This window comes from Sinomonas sp. ASV322 (assembly GCF_030908245.1).
Taxonomy (GTDB): Bacteria; Actinomycetota; Actinomycetes; order Actinomycetales; family Micrococcaceae; genus Sinomonas.
The window spans coordinates 22,132-41,956 of sequence record NZ_JAVFJJ010000004.1; the positions used below are offsets into that span (position 1 = coordinate 22,132).

10 protein-coding genes are annotated in these 19,825 nt (G+C 69.8%); 5 read left to right on the forward strand and 5 right to left on the reverse strand.

The window, feature by feature from the left end:
* Positions 1-47 precede the first annotated feature (47 nt).
* The 3 genes from RBS12_RS06790 to RBS12_RS06800 all read right to left on the reverse strand — a co-directional run bounded on the left by RBS12_RS06790 (position 48) and on the right by RBS12_RS06800 (position 9,833).
* Positions 48-6,122, reverse strand: coding sequence for an RHS repeat-associated core domain-containing protein (locus RBS12_RS06790; RefSeq protein WP_307965318.1), 6,075 nt, complete (start codon positions 6,120-6,122; stop codon positions 48-50).
* Between the two features lie 45 nt (positions 6,123-6,167).
* Positions 6,168-8,915, reverse strand: a complete 2,748-nt coding sequence (locus tag RBS12_RS06795; protein WP_307965319.1) for a LamG-like jellyroll fold domain-containing protein — start codon at positions 8,913-8,915, stop codon at positions 6,168-6,170.
* 459 nt (positions 8,916-9,374) lie between these two features.
* Positions 9,375-9,833, reverse strand: coding sequence for a Fur family transcriptional regulator (locus tag RBS12_RS06800; protein ID WP_307965320.1), 459 nt, complete (start codon positions 9,831-9,833; stop codon positions 9,375-9,377).
* A 130-nt stretch (positions 9,834-9,963) separates the two neighbouring features.
* Here RBS12_RS06800 and RBS12_RS06805 point away from each other — a divergent pair, with 130 nt between their 5' ends.
* The gene (locus tag RBS12_RS06805) at positions 9,964-10,662 is read left to right on the forward strand and encodes an MBL fold metallo-hydrolase (protein ID WP_307965321.1); all 699 of its coding nucleotides are present in this window, start codon (positions 9,964-9,966) and stop codon (positions 10,660-10,662) included.
* A gap of 3 nt (positions 10,663-10,665) precedes the next feature.
* Here RBS12_RS06805 and RBS12_RS06810 read toward each other — a convergent pair whose 3' ends face one another.
* Positions 10,666-11,697, reverse strand: coding sequence for a pyridoxal-phosphate dependent enzyme (locus tag RBS12_RS06810; protein WP_307965651.1), 1,032 nt, complete (start codon positions 11,695-11,697; stop codon positions 10,666-10,668).
* A 136-nt stretch (positions 11,698-11,833) separates the two neighbouring features.
* Here RBS12_RS06810 and RBS12_RS06815 point away from each other — a divergent pair, with 136 nt between their 5' ends.
* The 4 genes from RBS12_RS06815 to RBS12_RS06830 all read left to right on the forward strand — a co-directional run bounded on the left by RBS12_RS06815 (position 11,834) and on the right by RBS12_RS06830 (position 15,606).
* Positions 11,834-12,697: a sulfurtransferase gene (locus tag RBS12_RS06815; protein ID WP_307965322.1), complete on the forward strand. Its 864-nt coding sequence runs from the start codon at positions 11,834-11,836 to the stop codon at positions 12,695-12,697.
* Between the two features lie 48 nt (positions 12,698-12,745).
* The gene (locus RBS12_RS06820) at positions 12,746-13,957 is read left to right on the forward strand and encodes an NAD(P)-dependent alcohol dehydrogenase (RefSeq protein WP_307965323.1); all 1,212 of its coding nucleotides are present in this window, start codon (positions 12,746-12,748) and stop codon (positions 13,955-13,957) included.
* Entirely contained in the window at positions 13,954-14,382 is a 429-nt protein-coding gene (locus RBS12_RS06825) for an HIT family protein (protein WP_307965324.1), read from the forward strand. Before RBS12_RS06820 ends, RBS12_RS06825 begins: the two co-directional genes overlap by 4 nt.
* Positions 14,383-15,111: 729 nt before the next feature.
* On the forward strand, positions 15,112-15,606 hold the full coding sequence (locus RBS12_RS06830) for a hypothetical protein (protein ID WP_307965325.1): 495 nt from the start codon (positions 15,112-15,114) through the stop codon (positions 15,604-15,606).
* A gap of 59 nt (positions 15,607-15,665) precedes the next feature.
* Here RBS12_RS06830 and hrpA read toward each other — a convergent pair whose 3' ends face one another.
* A complete protein-coding gene (hrpA, locus tag RBS12_RS06835) occupies positions 15,666-19,769 on the reverse strand; it encodes an ATP-dependent RNA helicase HrpA (protein ID WP_307965326.1) in 4,104 nt (1,367 codons plus the stop codon).
* Positions 19,770-19,825: the final 56 nt, after the last annotated feature.

Below are 19,825 nucleotides of genomic sequence, written 5' to 3' on the forward strand. Positions count from 1 at the left end.
AACCAAGATGCCGATCGATAGGACTCGGGGCCTCTCGGTGGACGCGGTCATGGGACGTCCCATCCAAACGCGCCGGCCCAGCGTTCACGGTTCAGCGGTCCCGGATCTCGCTCAACGATGAAGCGTTCCAAGTTGAGCATCTGACGGCGGCTCCCGGACTGGAGGATCTGCATTTCTTTGTCCTCCATGAAGGACTTGGTGTACCTCGCGGCGGGGTTCTTGGAGATTCCGGTCTTCAAATATGTACCCGTTTCCGAATCGTAGAGGCGATAGAGGTAGGTGCGCGCCGAGCTCGATGCCGAGTTCCCGTGGACTGCGGTCTCCGCGACGGTCTCTCCCGCCTTTGCGGCTTCTTCGATCTTATCGAGGGCTTTGAGTGCTTTGGCGGCTTTGCCTATGGGGCCGAGGGCTCCGATGCCGATGGTGGCGGCGTCTTCGCCGGTGAGGGGGCCGGGGTCTTTGCCTTCGATGGTGTCGGCCCAGCGGTTTCCGAGCACGTCGATGGCGCCGCCGGCGAATGGGAGGAAGGAGGCGTCGAAGGTGGTGAATCTGATGGCGTTGGCGAGGGCGGCTTCGGTGCCGTATCGGTTCTGGTAGGCGATGATCCCGTCGGGGTCGGCGGCTCCCTGGGCGATGAGCGCGATGTTGTCCTGGCCGGGTGGGTCGGCTGGTGGGGGCGTGGTGATGGGGGTGGGGTTGTAGTAGGTGCCGGCGTAGGCGCCGTTGGAGTAGGTGCCGGGGGCGACGAGTTGGGAGTCGACGGGGCGGAGGGGGTTGAGGTATTCGGGGTAGACGGGGTCGGGCTGCTGCCAGTCGGCGGTGGAGGCGTGCCAGCTGGAGCCGTCTCCGTCGGTGATCCAGACGTTCAGGCCGGTGGGGTCGGAGCTGTTGACGGGGTTGTTGTTGGCGTAGGCGTAGGGGGAGTAATTGCGGGGGTCTTTGAGGTCGAGTAGGGGGTCGGGGGCGGTGAAGGCCCCGAGCGCGGGGTCGTAGTCGCGGGCGCCGAGGTGGGTGAGGGTGCTGGCGGTGTCGGCCAGGGCGGTGAGGTAGCCGGTGGCTGCGGAGAAGGTGCCGGGGTTGGCGGCGTTGGAGCCGGGCCCGGTGGCGAGTGCGGGGGCTGTGGCGAGGGCGCTGTTGCCTGGGGCTGTGAGGGTGGGTGCGCGAGCGAAGCCGTAGGGGTCAGTGCGGCGGGTGGTGACGGTGATGGGGTTGGTGCCGCCGCCGGTGGTGGAGGTGGTGATGGTCTGGGCGGTGTTGAGGGCGTCGCCGGTGATGAACGCTGTGGCCGACCCGGTGGCGGCGGTGGTGGCGGTTCTTTGGGCGACGGTCTTGCCGGCGAAGGTGTAGGTGCGAGTGGCGGTGGTCGGCCCGGTGGTGGGGGCGTACACGGTGGCGTTGCCGATGAGGGCGGTGGTGCCGGTGCCGTCGGTGATGCCGGCGAGGGCGCCGTCGGCGGTGTAGTAGCGGGTGGACGCCTGGGCGGTCCCGGCGGCCCGGGGTGCCCCGGTGGGGCTGTTGGGGTTGGGGTCCAGGGGGATGGTGGAGGCGCCGGTGGTCGAGGCGAGTCTGCCGTCGGGGGTGTAGGCGAGCGTCTGTCCGCCGCGGCCGGTCATGCGTCCGGCGGGGTCGTAGGCGAAGGTGTCGGTTGTGGTGGTGGTGCCGGTGGTGCGGGCGATGGTCTGGAGGCGGTGGGGTCCGCCGTTGCCGTAGGTGTAGGCCTCGGTCTCGGCTGTGGTGCCGTCGGGGTTGTAGCGGGTGGCGGTGGCCCGGTCCCCGCTGGGGGTGTAGGTGTAGGCCTGGGCGTAGGGGGCGGGGCCGCCGATCGCGGCGGGGCTGAACCCGGCCGAGCAGTCGGCGGCGGCGGTGGTCCAGGCCTGGTTGAGCCGGTTGGCCCAGTCGTAGGCGTAGCACTGGCGGTCCGCGCCCGGGGCGGTGGTGCGGGTCGGGTATGAGAGGGCGGTGGAGGTGAGGCGGCCGGTGGGGTCGTAGGCGTAGTCGGTCTTGCCGAGGTCGCTGGTGGTGCCCTTGGCGGCGTTCCAGGCCTGGATGGTGGTGACGTTCCCGGTGGTGGCGTCCCAGGCGTACTGGGCGGTGGTGTTGCCCATGGTGTCGGCGCCGGCGGTGGTGGCGGTGGTGTCGTTCTGGTTGTAGGCGCCGAGGAGGTTGAGGTTGTTGTAGGTGACGTTGGTCGCGTACCGGACGTTGTACTGGGAGATGAGCCCGTTGGGCATGTCCAGGGCGTTGTAGTCGCTCTCGATGCCCTCGGCGGGCAGGGGCCCGGCGGCGGGCAGGGCGGTGAGGGTGGGCAGCCCGGTGGCCCCGTACCGGGTCGAGGTGGTGTAGGTCGCGCCGAGGGCCCCGAACGAGCCCGGCAGGGTGAGCTTGACGGTTCCGGGCTCGTATGCGGCGTTGTAGCCGGAGTAGGCGGTGGTGACGGGCTGGTCTTGGTTGGGCCCGTTGTACCGGGTCGCGGATCCGACCTGGCCCTTCTTCTCCGTGTCGTACACGGTGTTGGCGAGGGCCTTGGCGGCCTGCCCGGAGGCCGCGGTCGAGGTGCCCGTGGCCCGGTCGAGCGCGTCGTAGGTGTACGAGGTGACGGTTCCTGCCGCGTCCGTGACCGTGGACGTGCGCCCGGCGGGGTCGTAGGCGGTGGCGGTGGTGCCGATGTCGGGGTCCGTGCGGGAGGCCTGCCGGCCGAGGGGGTCCAGGGTCCAGGTCCAGGCGTTCCCCGCCTGATCGGTCATCCTTGTCAGGTTCCCGAGGGCGTCGTGGGCGTACGTGGTGGTGTCCCCGGCACCGGTGGCCGTGGGTCCGTGCCAGGTGGTCTTCGCGGAGACATGGCCGTGGGCGTCCGTGGCCGTGGTGGCGGCGGCGGTGGTGCCGGTGCCCGCGGCGGTGGTGGTATCGGTGCCGGTGTAGGCGAGGTCGATCTCGGAGAGCAGCTGGTTGTCCCAGGCCATGTGCCGGGTGCGGGTGGGCCTACCTGCGGGGTCGTAGTCGTACAGGTCGGAGGAGGGCACGGCGATGGTGGGGAGCATCAGGGTGCCGTTGGGGGCGGTGCCCATGTAGTAGGGGTTGCGTCGACTGGAGACGACCCCTGCGGCGCTGTAGAACGTGTCGGTGGCGATGGTGCCCCCGGCGACGGAGGTGGCCTGGGTTTGGCGGACGCGGCCGAGCCCGTCGTAGACGGTGTAGGAGGCGGTGGTCCCGCCGGAGTTGTCGACCTTGGTCCTTTGGACCCAGGACGGGCTGGTCTGGGAGACGCTGTAGGCGGTTGCGGTGTCCGGGGTCGGGTTGGTGGCCCGGGGCCGGAGCGGGCCCCAAGTTGCGGTGATACGTCCGGAGGCGTCGTACGCGTTCTCGGCGACGGAGCCGTTCGGGTCGGTGGCCTTGAGGGTGTTGCCCCGGATGGGGTCGTACGTCGTGGTGGTGGTCCAGCCGAGCGGGTTCGTCACTGTGGTGGCGGTCACGGGCCCGGTGGCGGGGGTGTAGGCGGTGCTGGTGGTGCGGGGGCTGCCGGTGGTGCTGTCGGTCGAGCTGGTAGCGCGGCCGAGCGGGTCGTAGGTGATGGTGGGGCCGGGCTGCCAGGCGGTGGCGGTCTGGGCGGTGACCGCTGAGGCGGCCTGGGATCCCGTCGCGAGGCCGTGGGCGGGGTCTGTGTAGCCGGGTGTGCCCGGCAGCGCGGAGGCGGCCCCGTCGTAGCGGGTCTGGGAGGCTTTGAGGAGGTTCCCGCTGGGAGTGCCGTCCGGGTTGCAGGTCCCGGCGTAGGTCGCGGTCTGGGCGGGCAGGTGCAGGAGGTTCGCGGCGGTGCCGGTGGCGTAGGCGATGGTGGTGCAGGTGTTATCGCCCGGTATGGCGGTGTCGCCCTGGTCGGAGGCCCACACGGGCCGGCCGAGGCTGTCGAAGCCGGTGGTGGCGTTGGTGTACCGCCACCCGGCGGCGACGACGGACTTGGTCCACACCCGGCCGGTGCCCAGCTGGCGGGCGGTGGGCCCGCCCAGGGCTGCGGTGCCGGTCGCGGTCGGCGCAGACGCCCACGGGAACCTCGTGGCGACCTTCAGGAGGGCTCCGCCGTCCCCGAGCGCGCTCTGGGTTTCCAGGGTCCGCCCGGCGTACCAGGGCGAGTCGGTCACGATCGTCCCGTCCGAGGCTGTCGCGGACGAGGCGACGGTGCCCCCGGCGGTGTCGGCGGGGGTCCCGTCCAGTCCGCGCAGGTATGTGCTGGTCGTCGCGGAGCCGGCGGTGACGGCTTTGACCTGGGACCAGCCGGCCAGGACGGACCAGGTCATCTTCGAGCTCGCCGCGTCAGTGCGGTAGTGCAGCTCGGGGTACCGCCAGGCGGGGCTGCCGAGGTAGGTGTAGGCGGTGGTCTGGGTTAGGGACCCAGGCCCGCCGGGGCCGGCGTCCACGCTCACGGCCTGGACGGGGTAGACGTGGAACCAGTCCATCCGGGCCGCCATGCCCGGCGGGGTCCACCACTGCGGGAAGCAGCGGCGGGTGTTCGACTGGGGGGAGGCGGGCAGGGAGGTCGGACTGCAGTCTGCTCCGTTGTACACGACCCCGGTATTCGCCCCGGTCGGGGACTGGATCCCGGAGAGTCGGTACCGGTCCAGGGGGGCGAGCCCGTCGGTGACCCAGACCCGGTTCTGCAGGGTCTGGCCGGAGAACACGGTGGCCGGGTCCGCGACGGCGGCGCTCCCGGTGCTGGTGTCGATCCCGGAGTGCGCGACCGAGCCGAGCCACAGGGCCGGCTTGGTACCGTCCCCGGGATCGGGCATGGAGTGGGCGAGCGTCCACTTGTCCGCGCCCTGGTAGGCGGTGCCGTTGAGCGTCTCAGACTGCACGGCGGTGAGGCGCTGGTCGGTGTAGAAGGTCGGGGAATAGACCGTGCACGGGCCCCCGGCGGGGCAGGAGAACCCGGTGGGGATGTCGGAGCCCTTCGTGCAGTCCACCCCGGAGCACCGGTTGTCGTACGAGAGCAGCACATGCAGCGGCGCCGGCGAGCTCAGCTCGGACCCGGCCCGCATCCCGTAGTCGACCTTCGCCAGCCGGGTGGCGCGAACGTAGGGCAGGACCGCCCCGGTGCCGTTCTGGGACTGGTACCAGTTGGTGTCCTGCGTGTAGTAGAACGCCTGCGTGTTCCCGCTGGGGTCCACGACGTAGTCCAGGTCCCAGCCGTAGGCCTGCTGGCACAGCGACGCGGCGAACGTCGCGGCCGCGCACGGCTGGGACGCATCCGCGGCCCCGACCGGGACGGTGTCCGCGGAGTTCGTGGTGACCTGCCCTGCGGCCCACCCGGGGAGGCGGTTGAGGCCGAAGAACCACTGGATGCCGTCCGGGTCGGTGAGCTTCCAGTACCCGCCGTCGTAGGTCCCGTTGCCGGTGCCGGTGAGGTATTCGACGCGGGTTCCGTCGTCGGCCGCGAGGTGCCAGGTGCCGGTGGCGGCGTCCTTGACGAGCTCGGAGGACCGGCCGCCGAAGCTCACGGCCAGCTTCTGCCCGCCGGGGTTCCCGCACAGGTCGTACGAGCCCGCCACGCCCTGGTCGGCGCAGGCGGCGAATCGCTGGCTGATCCGCCCCGCCCCGGCCAGTGCCCACCCGTCCCCGACCACGGAGGCCTGGTTGTTCGTCGCCGAGGTGAGCCCGTCGACCCGGGTGGAGTCGTAGGAGAACGCCAGCTGCGGGGTCGGCCCGGCCGGAGCCTTCCGCACAGTGAAAGGGTAGGACCAAGTGAACGCCCCGGTCTGGCCGGTCACCCCCCACGATCCCGCCGAGCTGCCCGGCAGGGCCGCGAAGTCCCCTGCCCCGGCCGTGTTCGTCGTCGGCGCGGCCATCGGCACCGCGCCCCGGGCAGAGCCGTGCCCGCCTGCGACGGAGGGCACCTTGGCCGCCGCGGCCCCCCTGACGGTGGCCTGGGTGCCGGGCCCGCCCGGCGTGGTCAACGGATCGGCCGGGCCATGGGCCGGGCCTGCGGGCACGACGGGAATGGTCGGGGCCTGCCACATCGGCGGCGGAACGTACGGGGCCGCCACAGCCAGCGCCGGCGGGGACGCCGCCGCAATGACCACGGCGAAGGCTGCGGCGATCGCGGCCGCGAGGGACGGGCGGGTCTTCCTGGCCATGTCGGTTCTCCCCTCGATGGGTGCCGGTGCGGGCAGAGGTCGGTGCTAGTAGAGGATCTGGCTGGTCCCGGCGGCTGTGCTGCCCCAGAGGTTCTGCAGCTGCTGGGCGGTCAGGACGGCCTGGGTCAGCACAGGGCGGACGAGCAGGCCGGTGTAGGACTGGGTGTCCGAGGCCGACTTCCTGCCCAGGTAGATCTGGGTTCCCGTCCCCGGCGCGGCCGGGGGCTTCGCCACCGCCACGACCCATGTGTCCTTCGTGTTGGAGTAGGAGGCGCTGATGCGCAGCTGGGCGTTGACGCTGTCGTACTGGGCGCTGACCAGGGTCCACTGCCCAGCCGGGGCCGTGTTGACCCCCTCGACCGCGGTCTCGGTTCCGTCGGCGGCACGGGTGGTCAGGGCCCATTTCCCGTCCGCGGCGATGCCCAGCCTCAGCTGGGAGGCCCCGGTGGCGTCGGCCTGGGACAGCACCGTCGACGGCGAGGTCCCGGAGGGGCAGGCCCACACGGAGGCGGTGAACGACTTTGAGGAGTCGACTGCCTGCCCCGCGGCGGTGGCGCTGTACCCGCCGGTGTAGGAGAAGCCCTCCGGTGCGAAGGCGCTCACCGGCTCCGTCGCGCAGGCCCCGCTCGGCCCGCTGAACCCGGAGACGGTGATCCCGGTCCTGGAGGTGCCGGCGGCCGAGTCGGAGAGGTCCATCGCCCTGGCCGGGTCCGGTGCTGTCTTCCCGACCGCGAAGGTCGTCACCGGCGACATGGCCGACCGGTCCGGGGCCATCGGGCAGGTCGACGGGGTGCAGGTGCCGATGTTGCCGGCGTCGTCCACCGTCCACGCGCTCACCGACGTCGACGCGTCCACCGCCGCGACGGTGAACGACGCACTGCTCGAGGGGCCCAGGGCGCAGACCATCACGAACGCCCCGGTCCGGTTCCCGCACTGCATGCCCGCATCCGGTGCCGGCGGGGTCGCCCCGCCCTCGGTCACCGCGTAGATGAAGCCCCTCACTGGGTACGCCGAGGAGGGCGCAGAGACCGTAAACGTGTACGTGGTCGCCCCCACCACCCCGTTGGGGTCGTTTCCCGAGGCCAGGGCGGCCGGGGCCGTGATCTGCGGCGCGGGCGGGGCGGCCGTGTCGACCCAGAACCAGTAGTCCGTGGTCGCGGACACCAGACCCTGCTGGTCCACCAGGGTCACCGAGAACTTGTAGTGCCCGTCAGGCAGCGCCTGGCCAGTGCCTTGGCCGGTCGAGGCGTACCCCCAGGAGCCCGACCCGTTGACCGGGCTCATCCACACCGGCTGCCCCGCCCCCATCCACCACCGGGCGTTCGCCTCGCCCTCTTTCGTCACCGACATCCACGCGGTGATCCACCCGTCGTTCACGTCCGGATCGGACCCGGAGACCGTGAACACCGGGCCCGCGGTGCGGATGATCCCGCTGTTCCCGACCGCACTGTCGCTCGTGCAGTACTTGGCGCACCCCGACACGGCGGTCACCTTGGGCGGGTTGGGCGGGTGCCCGTACGTGATGGTGATCTGGGCGTTGTGCCCGGCCGTGGCCCCGTTGTCGAAGCGCTTCCAGCTCAGCGGGTCCGAGGTGTCGTTGTCCGCGTACAGGCCCACCGTCCACTGAGGGGTGGTCGGCAGGAGGGTCTTGGCGGCCATCATGTCAAACCCGACCGCGGACTGCGGGCAGCTCGCAGAGTTCCCGTACGCGAAGGTCTTCGCGTCGAGCTGCTGGATCTGCCCCGGCTGGCTGTTCCAGTTCGTGGACGGGGTGATCCCGCCGGTGACGTACGCGCGCACTGTCGTGGGCGTGCACGAGGAAGACCAAAGCTCCCAGACGCTGAACTTCGCCGCCAGGATCACCGCGCCCTGGCTCGCAGTCGTGTCGAACTGGTAGAACCCCCGCGTGGTGTGGTTGTACCCGTAGGTGTAGTCCCAAGCCGCGGGCAGGAACCCGACATGGACGCTGCCGTCGGTGTACGACGGCGCGTCCCAGTACGAATAGGCCGGGAACGCCGAGTCCACGTACAGGAAGTCACGGCGCTGGGACGTGTAGTCCGGGTCGATGTACACCGGGAACGCCAGTCCCGCCGGGTCCCCGACTGCGCCGGCGATCCCGGTCGAGGCGGCCCCCTTGGCGTCCGTGGACAGGCCCAGGTCGAACGGGTGCGACAGGCCCGGCCCGCCCGGGTCCGCCGCGGACGTGTCCGGGTACCTGGTGTCCCACCACTGGCCCTTGGACGCCGCCAGCTCCACCTGCCCGGTGTCGGCCCCGCGTATCGCGACCCCGCCGTTCCGGTCAGGCTCGACCGTGGCGCCGGCCGCCTTCAGACGGATGCGCAGCCCCTTCAGCCGGGGGTCGGCCAGCGCCTCCTTGTTCTTGACCTTGAACACCTGGCCCGCCCGGTCCCAGCCCGCGATCTGGACCAGGTCGACCCCAGGCAGGACGTCCGGGTACGTGGCCTGGTTGCCCGACAGGACCGGGGCGGGCAGGCTCCCGTAAGGCCACCACTGCTCGATGCCGTGGCCCTTGCGGTCCCCGACCGTGGACATCCGGGCGTCCCCGCCGCGGGCGAAGCTCACATCTAGGGGTGCCATCCGCGGGCGGACCGCCGTCCCGTCGTCGGCCAGGGCCGGGTCGATGTCCGCCCACCCCGAGCCTGAGCGCATCCGCACCGGCGATGCGGTCACCGTCGCCGTGAACGTCCCGTCCGGATTCGCGTCCACCACCCGGGTCTCGGTCGTGAGCGCATCCACCCGCACCCTTGCCCCGGTGCTCCTTGCGCGCGACATGGCGGCCTCCTCCTGCGTCGCCCGAGCCGGCGTGGCCGCAGGGACCGCTGCCCCGTCGACCGAAGCAAACGCCGGCCCGGAACCGGCGCAGACCAGGGAGCCGAAGGCCAGGGCAGCCGCCCCGAGCACGGCCGCCAGACCCGAAAAAGAGCGCGCAAAACCCCCGCAAAACACAGACATCAGCAGGCCTTCCCCCCGAAAAGGGCGGTGCGCCACACTCCCGTGAGCCCCGCCACAGCGAACGATGGCTGCAGACTAATCCGGACGACCGGTATGCAGAAGGCCTCAGCCAAACATCCAGAGCCTCAGCCAAACATCCAGACTTGGGAGTTGATCCGGATGCATGACCCGTGGTGGCGGGAGCGGGCGATCAAGCCCTGACGGGTTCAGTCCTGTAGCGGGGTGGCGAGGGCGCAATACGGCCCTCACAACGCCTGAATTCGGCTGTGATGCGGCGATTCAGCCCTCCGCGTCGCCTTCGGCCGCCATGGCCGCGGAGCACTCGGAGCACAGCCCGAAGATCTCGACCGTGTGCTCGACGGCCGTGTAGCCGTGATCGGCCGCGACGCGGCTCGCCCACGACTCGACGGCAGGGGCCTCGATCTCGACCGCCTTGCCGCAGCGCCGGCACACGAGGTGATGATGGTGGCCGTGGGCTTCGCACCGGCGATAGCGGGCCTCGCCGTCGTCGGTCCTCAGGACGTCGAGGAGTCCGTCCTCGGCCATGGCCTGGACGATGCGGTAGGTCGTCGCCAGGGAGACGGAGGCGCCGCGGTCCTGGAGGATGCGGTGCAGATCTTGGGTCGAGACGAAGTCGGCCAGATCGTCGAGCGCCTCGCTCACGGCGACCTTCTGCTTCGTGACACGCTGCTCGCGCCCTCCGGACGCGCGTGTGTGGCCCGTCGTCGTCCCGGTCACTGCATCCTCCGTCCCGGACGAGCCGCCCGAATCGCTTCCTCCGCGAAGACCTTTACTTCCGGCCTTCCCTTCAAGAACGCCGTCCGTTCGCAGATATTCCAGCCTAACAAGCCTGCCTAGACTGGCCTGCATGAGGCTCACGAAGTACACCCACGCATGCGTCCGGCTCGACAAGCCCGCCTCGGGCGCGGGCGGGGGAGCGCCCGACGACGGCGGGGCCCGCCGCGTGCTCGTGATCGACCCGGGCAGCTTCTCCGAGGTCGAGGAGGCGCTGCGCGGGGCGGAGGCGCTTCTCGTGACGCATGAGCATGCCGACCACGTCGACGTCGATCGCGTCGCCGCGGTCCTCGCCCAGGACACCGCCCTCGAGGCGTGGGCTCCCGCGAAGGTCGCCGAACAGCTCCGTGCGGCGGCGCCAGGCGCGGCGGATCGCATCCACGCGGCCGAGCAGAACGCCGAGTTCGAGGCCGCGGGCTATCGAGTCCAGACGTTCGGCAGCCAGCACGCGCTCATCCACCCGCTCGTCCCCGTCGTCGCCAACATCGGCTACCTCGTGGACGGCGAGGTATTCCACCCCGGCGACTCGTTTACGGTTCCGCACGGGATCGCCGTCGGCACGCTGCTCGTGCCAATCCACGCACCGTGGAACAAGATCGGCGAAGTCCTCGACTTCATCATCTCCGTGCGGGCCCGCCGCGCGTTCCCGATCCACAACGCCCTGCTCAATGAGCTGGGAACTGGCCTCGTCGAGGGCCACGCGAAGCGGGTCGGGTCTATCTACGGAACCGAGTTCGTGCACCTCGAGCCGGGGGAGACCGTCGAGCTGTGAGGCTCAGCCGGTCCATCGCCCCGTCGCGAAGAACTCCTCGATCGCCCTCGCGTACGGGGCGGGATCGAGGCCGTTCTCCGCGAGCCACGCATCGTTGCCATACGAATTCGCGTAGCGGGATCCGCCGTCGCACATGAGCGTCACGATGCTCCCGCGCTCACCGGTCGCGATCATCTCGGCGACGAGCTGCCACACGCCCCACAGGTTCGTCCCGGTCGAGGGCCCGGCGTCGAATCCGAACCGGGAGGTGAGGTCCCGCATCGCGGCGACGGACGCGCCGTCCGGCACGCGCATCATGCGGTCGACGATGGCGGGGTTGAAGCTCGGTTCGAGCCGCGGACGCCCGATGCCTTCGATCCGGGACGCCCCGCCGTCGGCCGCGCCTCCGGAGGCCCAGCTCGGGTAGAACGCGGAGTTCTCGGGGTCCACGACCGCGAGCCGCGTCGCGAACCTGCGGTACCGCACATAGCGGCCGATCGTCGTGCTCGTCCCGCCCGTGCCCGCGCCGACGACGATCCAGCGCGGCACTGGGTGCCTCTCGACCTCGAGCTGGGCGAAGATCGTCTCGGCGATGTTGTTGTTGCCGCGCCAGTCGGTGGCCCGCTCGGCGTAGGTGAACTGGTCGAGATAGTGGCCGCCGCACGCCTCGGCCAGCCGCGCGGCCTCGCCGTAGACCTCGCCCGCCGCGTCGACGAAATGGCAGCGGCCGCCGTAAGACTCGATGAGGGCGATCTTCTCGCGGCTCGTCCCACGTGTCATGACGGCGACGAACGGCACCCCGATGAGGCGCGCGAAATACGCCTCCGAGACCGCGGTGCTTCCGCTCGACGCCTCGACGACGGTTGCGCCCTCCCGGATCCAGCCGTTGACGAGGCCGAAGAGGAAGAGGGAGCGCGCGAGGCGGTGCTTGAGGCTTCCCGTGCGATGGGTCGATTCGTCCTTGAGGTAGACCTCGACGCCCCATTCCGCGGGGAGCGGGATCGCGTGCAGATGCGTGTCCGCGCTCCGGCGCGCGTCGGCCTCGATGCGCCGGATCGCCTCGTTGGCCCACGCCCGCTCGGCTCCGAGGGGATCGTGATCGACGCTCGGGCGGCTGTCGCGGGGTTCGGCATGAGATTCCACCAGGAAAGCCTATGCCGCCGCGAGCGGCGCGCGGGCTAGGGTGGGGACGATGAGCACAGCACGAGTGAATCCAACGGTCCTGATCTCCGCTCCCGAGCTCAGGGAGCGCCTCGGGGCCAGCCGCGTGGTCCTGGTCGACGTCCGCTGGGCGCTCGGCGGGCCGAACGGCCGCGACGCGTACCGCGAGGGCCACATCCCGGGCGCCGTGTTCGCGGACCTCGAGAGCGAGCTCGCGGTCCCGGTCGCATCCGGCAGCCCCGAGGAGGCCGCGGGCGGTCGCCACCCGCTTCCGAGCCCGGAGCGCTTTGAGGAGTCCGCCCGCAGGTGGGGGATCGACGACGGCGACGCCGTGGTCGTCTACGACGCGACGTCCGGGCAGGCGGCGGCGCGCGCGTGGTGGATGCTGCGCGACGCAGGGATCGACGTCCGGATCCTCGACGGCGGTCTCACGGCGTGGACGACCGAAGGCTACCCGCTCGAGGAAGGAACCCGCACGCCCGCCCCGGGGAACGTGACCCTGCGATCGGGTGCGATGCCGACGCTCGACGCCGACGGGGCCGCCGCGTTCGACGGCGTCCTCCTCGATGCGCGCGCGGGCGAGCGGTACCGAGGCGAGGTCGAGCCCGTCGATCCCCGAGCCGGGCACATACCGGGGGCCGTGAGCGCTCCGACGGCGGGCAACCTTGGCGAGGATGGGACCTTCCTGCCCGCCGACGCGCTTCGGCGGCGTTTCGAGGGGCTCGGCGTCGAGCAGGGACGGCCTGTCGCCGTCTATTGCGGCTCGGGCGTCACGGCGGCGCACGACGTCGCCGCCCTCGCCATCGCGGGCTTCGAGGCCGCGCTCTACCCGGGTTCGTTCTCGCAATGGTCGCGCGACCCCTCCCGCCCGGTCGCGGTCGGCGAGGAGCCGTAGCCTGACCGGCCATGCGATCGGCCCGCGCGATGGGATAGCGTCAGGAGCATGACTCCAGGACGCCCCGTCATGCCAGGGGCGGACAAGCTGCGCCGCGGCCTGCCCGCCGAAGTCGCCGAACCGCCGTCGTCCGCACTGTCGAACGACGCCGAGGTGCCCGCCGGGGGCAGTGATGTCGCCGCCTACGGCGCGACGTCGGCCTCGAGTGGGCTGGTGCCCCTCACCGTGCATCGGCGCGAGGTCAAGCCCGACGACGTCGAGATTGACATCGAGTTCTGCGGCCTGTGCCATTCCGATGTCCATGCGACGCGCGGCGAATGGGGCGAACGGCCGTGGCCCCTCGTCCCCGGCCACGAGATCGTGGGACGCGTGCGGCGGGTCGGCGACGAGGTTCGCGGTTTCGCGGTCGGCGATCGCGTGGGGGTGGGGTGCCTTGTGGACTCGTGCCGCGAATGCGCCAACTGCCTCGACGGCGTCGAGCAATACTGCGAGCGGGGAAACGTGGGCACGTACGGCGTCCCGGATCCCCGGAACGGCGGCGAGTTAACCCAGGGCGGCTACTCCGAGCGCATCGTCGTCAACGAGAGGTTCGTGCTGCGCATCCCCGACGCCCTCGATCCGGCGGAGGCCGCCCCTCTCCTGTGCGCGGGCGTCACGACGTATTCGCCCCTTCGGTACTTCGGCCTGGAGCCGGGCGAGGGCGTCGGCGTCGTAGGCCTCGGCGGGCTCGGCCACCTGGCGGTCAAGCTCGCGAAGGCCATGGGTGCCGACGTCACCGTTTTCACCCGCTCCGAGGCCAAGGCCAGCGCCGCGCGCGAGCTGGGCGCGGACCACGTCGTGGTGACCTCAGACCCCGAGCAGCTCGCGGCCGCGCACCGCTCGCTCGACCTCGTCATCGACACGGTCGCTGCCCCTCACGACGTCAACGAGTACCTCCGCACCCTGCGGCTTGACGGGGCCCTGTTCCAGCTGAGCCTCCCGTCGGGCCCGATGCCGCCAGTCGACCCGCGGCTCCTCGTCAGGCAGCGCCTCTCCTACGGCGGCTCGCTCATCGGCGGCATCGCCGAGACCCAGGAGATGCTCGACTTCTGCGCTGAGCACGGGATCGCCGCCGACGTCGAGCTCGTGGACGCAGACGGCCTCGATGCCGCGCACGACCGCATGGTCGCCGGTGACGTGAAGTACCGCTTCGTTCTCGACGCCTCGACCCTCAGGAATGATTCGACAGCCTCGCACGAGGCGCAGGAAGGACAGCGATGAGCACGATTTTCACCAAGATCATCGACGGCGAGATCCCCGGGCGCTTCGTGTGGAAGGACGACGACGTCGTGGCCTTCCTGAGCATCGGGCCCCTCGCGGACGGGCACACGCTCGTCGTGCCGCGCGAGGAGGTCGACCGCTGGACGGACGCCTCGCCGGAGCTGCTCGACAGGGTCATGCGCATCGCCCAGACGATCGGGCAGGCCCAGGTCGAGGCGTTCGGCGTCGAGCGGGCGGGCGTCATCATCGCAGGCTTCGAGGTCCACCACCTGCACGTGCACGTGTGGCCAGCGAGCTCCGAGGCCGAGTTCAATTTCCAGCGCGCCCAGCATCATCCTGACCCCGCGACGATGGAAGCCGCCGCGGAGAAGATCCGCCAGGCGCTCCGCGATGCAGGGCACGGGGAGTTCGTGCCGGAGTCGTAGTCAATGCACGTGCTGGCTGCGCAATCTGAGCAAGCAATTCGTAATGGGGGGCAAGTGTGAATTCGGATTGGACTTTCCGCGAAGATGACGAGACGGCGAAGTTTGTCATGCCGCCCGATGAGGTTCGGTTACCTCTCCAAGAGGCCTCTTTGGGTCTGCGCGAAACGTCAGAAGCATGTAGGAAGGCAGCCATCACGCTAGGGGCCGCGATAAGAGAAGCGCACGCCACTGGATTCGGCGTCGGCTGGATTCTAGAAATATCAGGCCTGAACGTCGCGGACGTGGAGCGGGTGCTTAGAGGAGAGGAGCTCTTCTAGCTGATCAGATTCCGTGCGGGGCGAGGGGCGCAGGTGTCTGGGTGGTGTCTGCGGGCAAATGCGGCACCGCTGTGGTCGCATTTGGGTCCTTCAAACCCGCCGGATGGCTGGTAGCCGGAGGCTGGGGGCGGCGGTGGTAGTTTTAAAGATTCCCTCGACTGTTGACCTCGAGGATGCGGATGGGTAAGACTCGCCTTGTCGGCCAATCTCGTGATCTTGGGGGAATTATGAAACTTTTGAAGTCGATTATTACCGCCGTTTTGGCTCTGACCGTCGCACTCCGCTCTCTGCATCGTCTCTGCCACCCGATTGGCCGCAGTCGGGCTCAAATGTTCCCAATTCGGTTAGGGTAACAGATGCGGGAACCCTCGCTTTTGCCTCATCGAACGGTGTTGATCCATCGACGGCGATCATGCAGATCGACAAACTCGGGGCAAAAATCATCTCCGATGCCGGGGGCAATTACGTGCTCCAGATTCCCGAAGACGCATCGAATGGTAAGAAAGCAAAGAATGATGGTCGTATGATGGCTTCCGGATGGAGCGTTGGTGTCTGCACGGGATCAGGCATTGATATGCACATTCTTAACAACACCATCGTGTGGGGCGCTACAAGTTCTTGCGCTTCTACGACGAGCCTGTATCCCCATTACATTGATGTGACGCTTCGGTCCACCTGCTCGGCTGGGTGGCCGCTTTGCGGAATCTTTTCCCCTGAAGCGGGGCCGGTCAGATCGAACAACAGCCAGTATTCTAGGGTTGCGAATGCCTACGAGCAGACGCGGTGTGATACGTCACAGAACTATACTTTTGATCAATACATCAAGGTAACTGTGCGTGGAACGCAATATGGACCGTTCAGCGTTCCTGCGGGCGGAAAAACGCTACCGTGCAACGTCACGGCCTGAGGCGGCACCTGGGTAGGACCTGTTTCCGGCTGCTAATGGTGGATGCGCTCGCTCTGGTTTTAGGCCGGGGCGAGCGCCTCGTTGAGGGCTTGGCGGACACGCTTCTCCGAGACTTTGCCGGCCGTGCCTAGCTCGACGGCGAAGAGGCTCACCCGCAGTTCCTCGATCATCCACCGGACGGTGTCGAGCTTGGCCTCGTTCCGCCCGGTCGGGGCGAGCGCCGCGACGGCGTCGTCGTAGCCGTCCTCGAGCGCCTGGACCGTGGCCATCGCGACCGCGTCGCGCTGGACGTTCGTGGGCAGCTTCTCGAGGCGGCGTTCGATGGCGCGCAGGTAGCGGGGCAAGTGCGCGAGCTGGGCGTAGCCCGTGCGTGCTACAAAACCCGGGTAGACGAGCTGCTCGAGTTGGGCCTTGACGTCGTTGAGGCCGCTCACGAGCGCGAGGCTCGTCGCGCCCCTGAGCTGCTTGCCGATGCGCAGCGACGCCGCGAGCACCTGCTCGACGATCGCGGTGACCGCGAAGACCGTGTCGATGAGCTCGGCCCGCACGTGGTCGTAGAGGGTGTCGAACGCGGCGCGGTCCCACGGGAGCTCAGCAGGCACCAACCGATCGATCGCCGCGAGGACGCAGTCCGCGATGAGATCGGGGACGCTCCCGTGCGGGTTCTGGCTGAACGTGAGCTTCTCGCGGTTGTTGAGGTGCTCGAGCACATAGCGGTCCGGCGGCGTGATGCGCAGCGCGAGCAGCCGGATGACCCCGGCGCGGTGAGCTCGCAGCTGGTCCTCCTCGCTCTGGAACACGCGGAGGCCCACTGTCCCACGCGCGCCCGTCTGGGCCTTCGTGCCGCGGCCCTCGTCGACGAGCGCCGGGTGGCCGGTCACCGTGTGGCCGGCGACGACGGCGCTCACCGTGCGCTCGAGGGTCCCCACGCTCCAATCGGCTAGGCCGGTGCGCTCGGTGAGCCCCGACGTCGTGCTTGCGGGGCCCGATCTCGGCGCCACGCCACCCGATGTCGGCGCCACGCCACCCGATGTCGGCTGTACGGGACCCGATGTCGGCGCCACGCCACCCGATGTCGGCGGTACGGGACCCGATGTCGGCGTTGCACGGCCCGACTTCGGGGGCTGCGGCGTGGCGCCGAGCGACTCGGCGATCGCTCGCCGGGTCGCGGGCGCGAGCTGTTCTTGGAGCGCGGCCAGGTCCTTGCCCGTGCCGAGGACCTTGCCCCGGGAATCGACGACGCTGAACGACATCTTGAGATGCGGCGGCACCGCGTCCCAGTTCCACGAGCCTGGCGGAATGATCTGGCCCTTGATCCGCCGGAGCACGAGTTCGAGCGATGGCTCGAGGTCGTCCCTCTCGGGGTCGAAGTCGGCCTCGAGCGCCGCGACGGCCTGCCGCGCGACGTCGGGCGCCGGCACGAAGTTCTTGCGTACCTGCTTGGGCAGGGACTTGATGAGCGCCGCGACGAGGTCCACCCGCTGGCCGGGGATCTGCCAGCGGAACGCCTCGGGGTCGAGCTGGTTGAGGAACAGGACCGGAACCTCGGCGGTGACGCCGTCGTTCGGATCGGGCGTGCCACCGGGCGCGACGGGCTGGAATTCGTAGGCGAGGGGGAGCTCGAATGAGCCCTGCCGCCAGATTTTCGGGTACGCGGCGTCGTCGACGTCCTCGGCGCGATCGCTCAGGAGCAGTGCACGGTCGAAGTCGAGGAGGTGCGCGTCCGCCTGCCGGGCCGTCTTCCACCACGCGTCGAAATGCCGTTCCGAGACGACGTTCTCGGGGATCCTCTCGTCGTAGAAGTCGAAGAGGGTCTCGTCGTCGACGCGCAGGCCACGCTGGCGCACGCGCGTCTCCAGCTCGTCCACTTCCTCGAGCAGGGCGCGATTGCGCTTGAAGAAGGTGTGGTGCGTGCGCCAATCGCCTTCGACGAGGGCGTGCCGGATAAACAGCTCACGCGCCAGCGCGGGGTCGATGCGGCCGAAGTTCACGCGCCGCTGCGGAACGACCGGCACGCCATAGAGCGTGACCTTCTCGTACGCCATGACCGAGCCCATGCGCTTGGACCAGTGGGGCTCCGAGTAAGTCCGTTTGACGAGGTGCGGGGCCACGAGCTCAGCCCACTCGGGGTCGATCTTGGCCGCGGTCCGTGCCCACAGGCGGCTCGTCTCGACGAGCTCGGCTGCCATGACGTACGTGGGGCTCTTCTTGAAGAGCGCAGAGCCGGGGAAGATCGCGAACCGCGTCCCGCGCGCGCCGGAATACTCGCGCTTGCGTTCGTCGAGCAGGCCAATGTGGCTCAGGAGGCCGGCGAGGAGTGACTGATGAACGGCGTCGTGCTTGCCCACCGGATCTGTATCCCGTCCAGGGCCCAGGCTGATGCCGAGCGGCCGGGCGAGCTGCCGGAGCTGTTGGAACAGCTCCTGCCATTCGCGCACGCGGAGGTAGTTGATGAACTCGGCCTTGCAGAGCCGGCGGAACGCCGAGGAGGAAAGCTCGCGCTGCTGCTCTTGGAGGTAGTTCCACAGGTTGAGGTAGGCCGAGAAGTCCGAGTTCTCGTCCTTGAAGCGTGCGTGCTTCTCGTCGGCCAGCTGCCGCTTGTCCGTGGGGCGCTCGCGCGGGTCCTGGATCGTGAGCGCGGCGGCCAGCACCATGACCTCGCGGGCGCAGTCCCGCTTCGAAGCCTCGACGATCATGCGGCCGAGGCGCGGATCGACGGGGAGCTGGGCGAGCTGATGGCCGACGGCGGTGAGCGCACCCTTCGCGCCACGGCCCCCACGGCCGCGTTCGCCGTCGTGCGTTGGGCCGCCCGACCCCGCGCCGTTCTCCGCCAGGGCGCCGAGCTCGCGGAGGAGGGTCACGCCGTCGTTGATCGCGCGGCTCTCGGGCGGCTCGACGAAGGGGAACGCCTCGACGTCCTTCGGGCCGCGCGCGATCCCCATCGCGGTCATCTGAAGGATGACGGCGGCGAGGTTCGTGCGCAGAATCTCAGGGTCCGTGAATTCCGGGCGGGAGAGGTAGTCCTCCTCCGAGTAGAGGCGGATGCAGATGCCGTCCGAGACGCGGCCGCAGCGGCCCGCGCGCTGGTTCGCGGAGGCCTGCGAGACGCGCTCGATCGGGAGCCGCTGGACCTTCGTGCGGTGTGAATATCGCGAGATACGGGCCGTGCCCGTGTCGATGACGTACTTGATGCCCGGCACGGTGAGCGACGTCTCGGCGACGTTCGTCGCGAGGACGATCCGCCGTCGTCCGCCCGGGGTGAAGACGCGGTGCTGCTCCGCGAGGGAGAGGCGCGCGAACAGCGGGAGGATCTCGGCGTTGGCGAGCGCGCGGTTCCGCTGGATGCGCGCGGCGAGCGCGTCGGCGGCGTCGCGGATCTCGCGCTCGCCGGAGAAGAAGATGAGGATGTCGCCCGGGTCTTCGCGCGAGAGCTCGTCGACGGCGTCGCACACCGCGTCGAGGGGATCGCGGTCGTCCTCGAGGGCGTCGTCGGAGCGCGCGACGGCGGATTCGTCGTCGTCCGCTGTGCCCGCCGCGTCGGCAACCAGCGGACGGTAGCGGATCTCGACCGGGAACGTGCGCCCCGAGACCTCGAGCACGGGTGCCTGCTCCGCCGTCCCGTCCGGGAGCTCGCGCGCGAAGTGCCGCGCGAAGCGATCCGGGTCGATCGTGGCCGACGTGATGATGACCTTGAGGTCGGGACGCTGGGGGAGGACCCGCTTGAGGTACCCGAGGATGAAGTCGATGTTGAGGCTGCGCTCGTGCGCCTCGTCGATGATGATCGCCGAATAGCGCCGCAGGAGCCTGTCCCGCTGGATCTCGGCCAGGAGGATGCCGTCGGTCATGAGCTTGACCTTGGTCTGCGGGCCGACCTCGCCTGTGAACCGCACCTGGAAGCCGATCTCCTGGCCGAGCTCGACGCCGAGTTCCTCCGCGATGCGCTCGGCGACCGTGCGCGCCGCGAGACGCCGCGGCTGGGTGTGGCCGATGAGCCCCCTCTCCCCGAGGCCGAGCTCGAGGCACATCTTGGGGATCTGCGTGGTCTTCCCAGAGCCGGTCTCGCCCGCGATGATCGTCACCTGGTTCGCGGCGATGGCCGCCATGAGCTCGTCACGCCGCTCGGAGACGGGCAGGGCGCTGGGGTACGTGATCGTCAGGGACATGGCTGATCCAGTCTAGTGGTCGCCCACACATGCACCGGGCGCCCTTCGCCGCAATG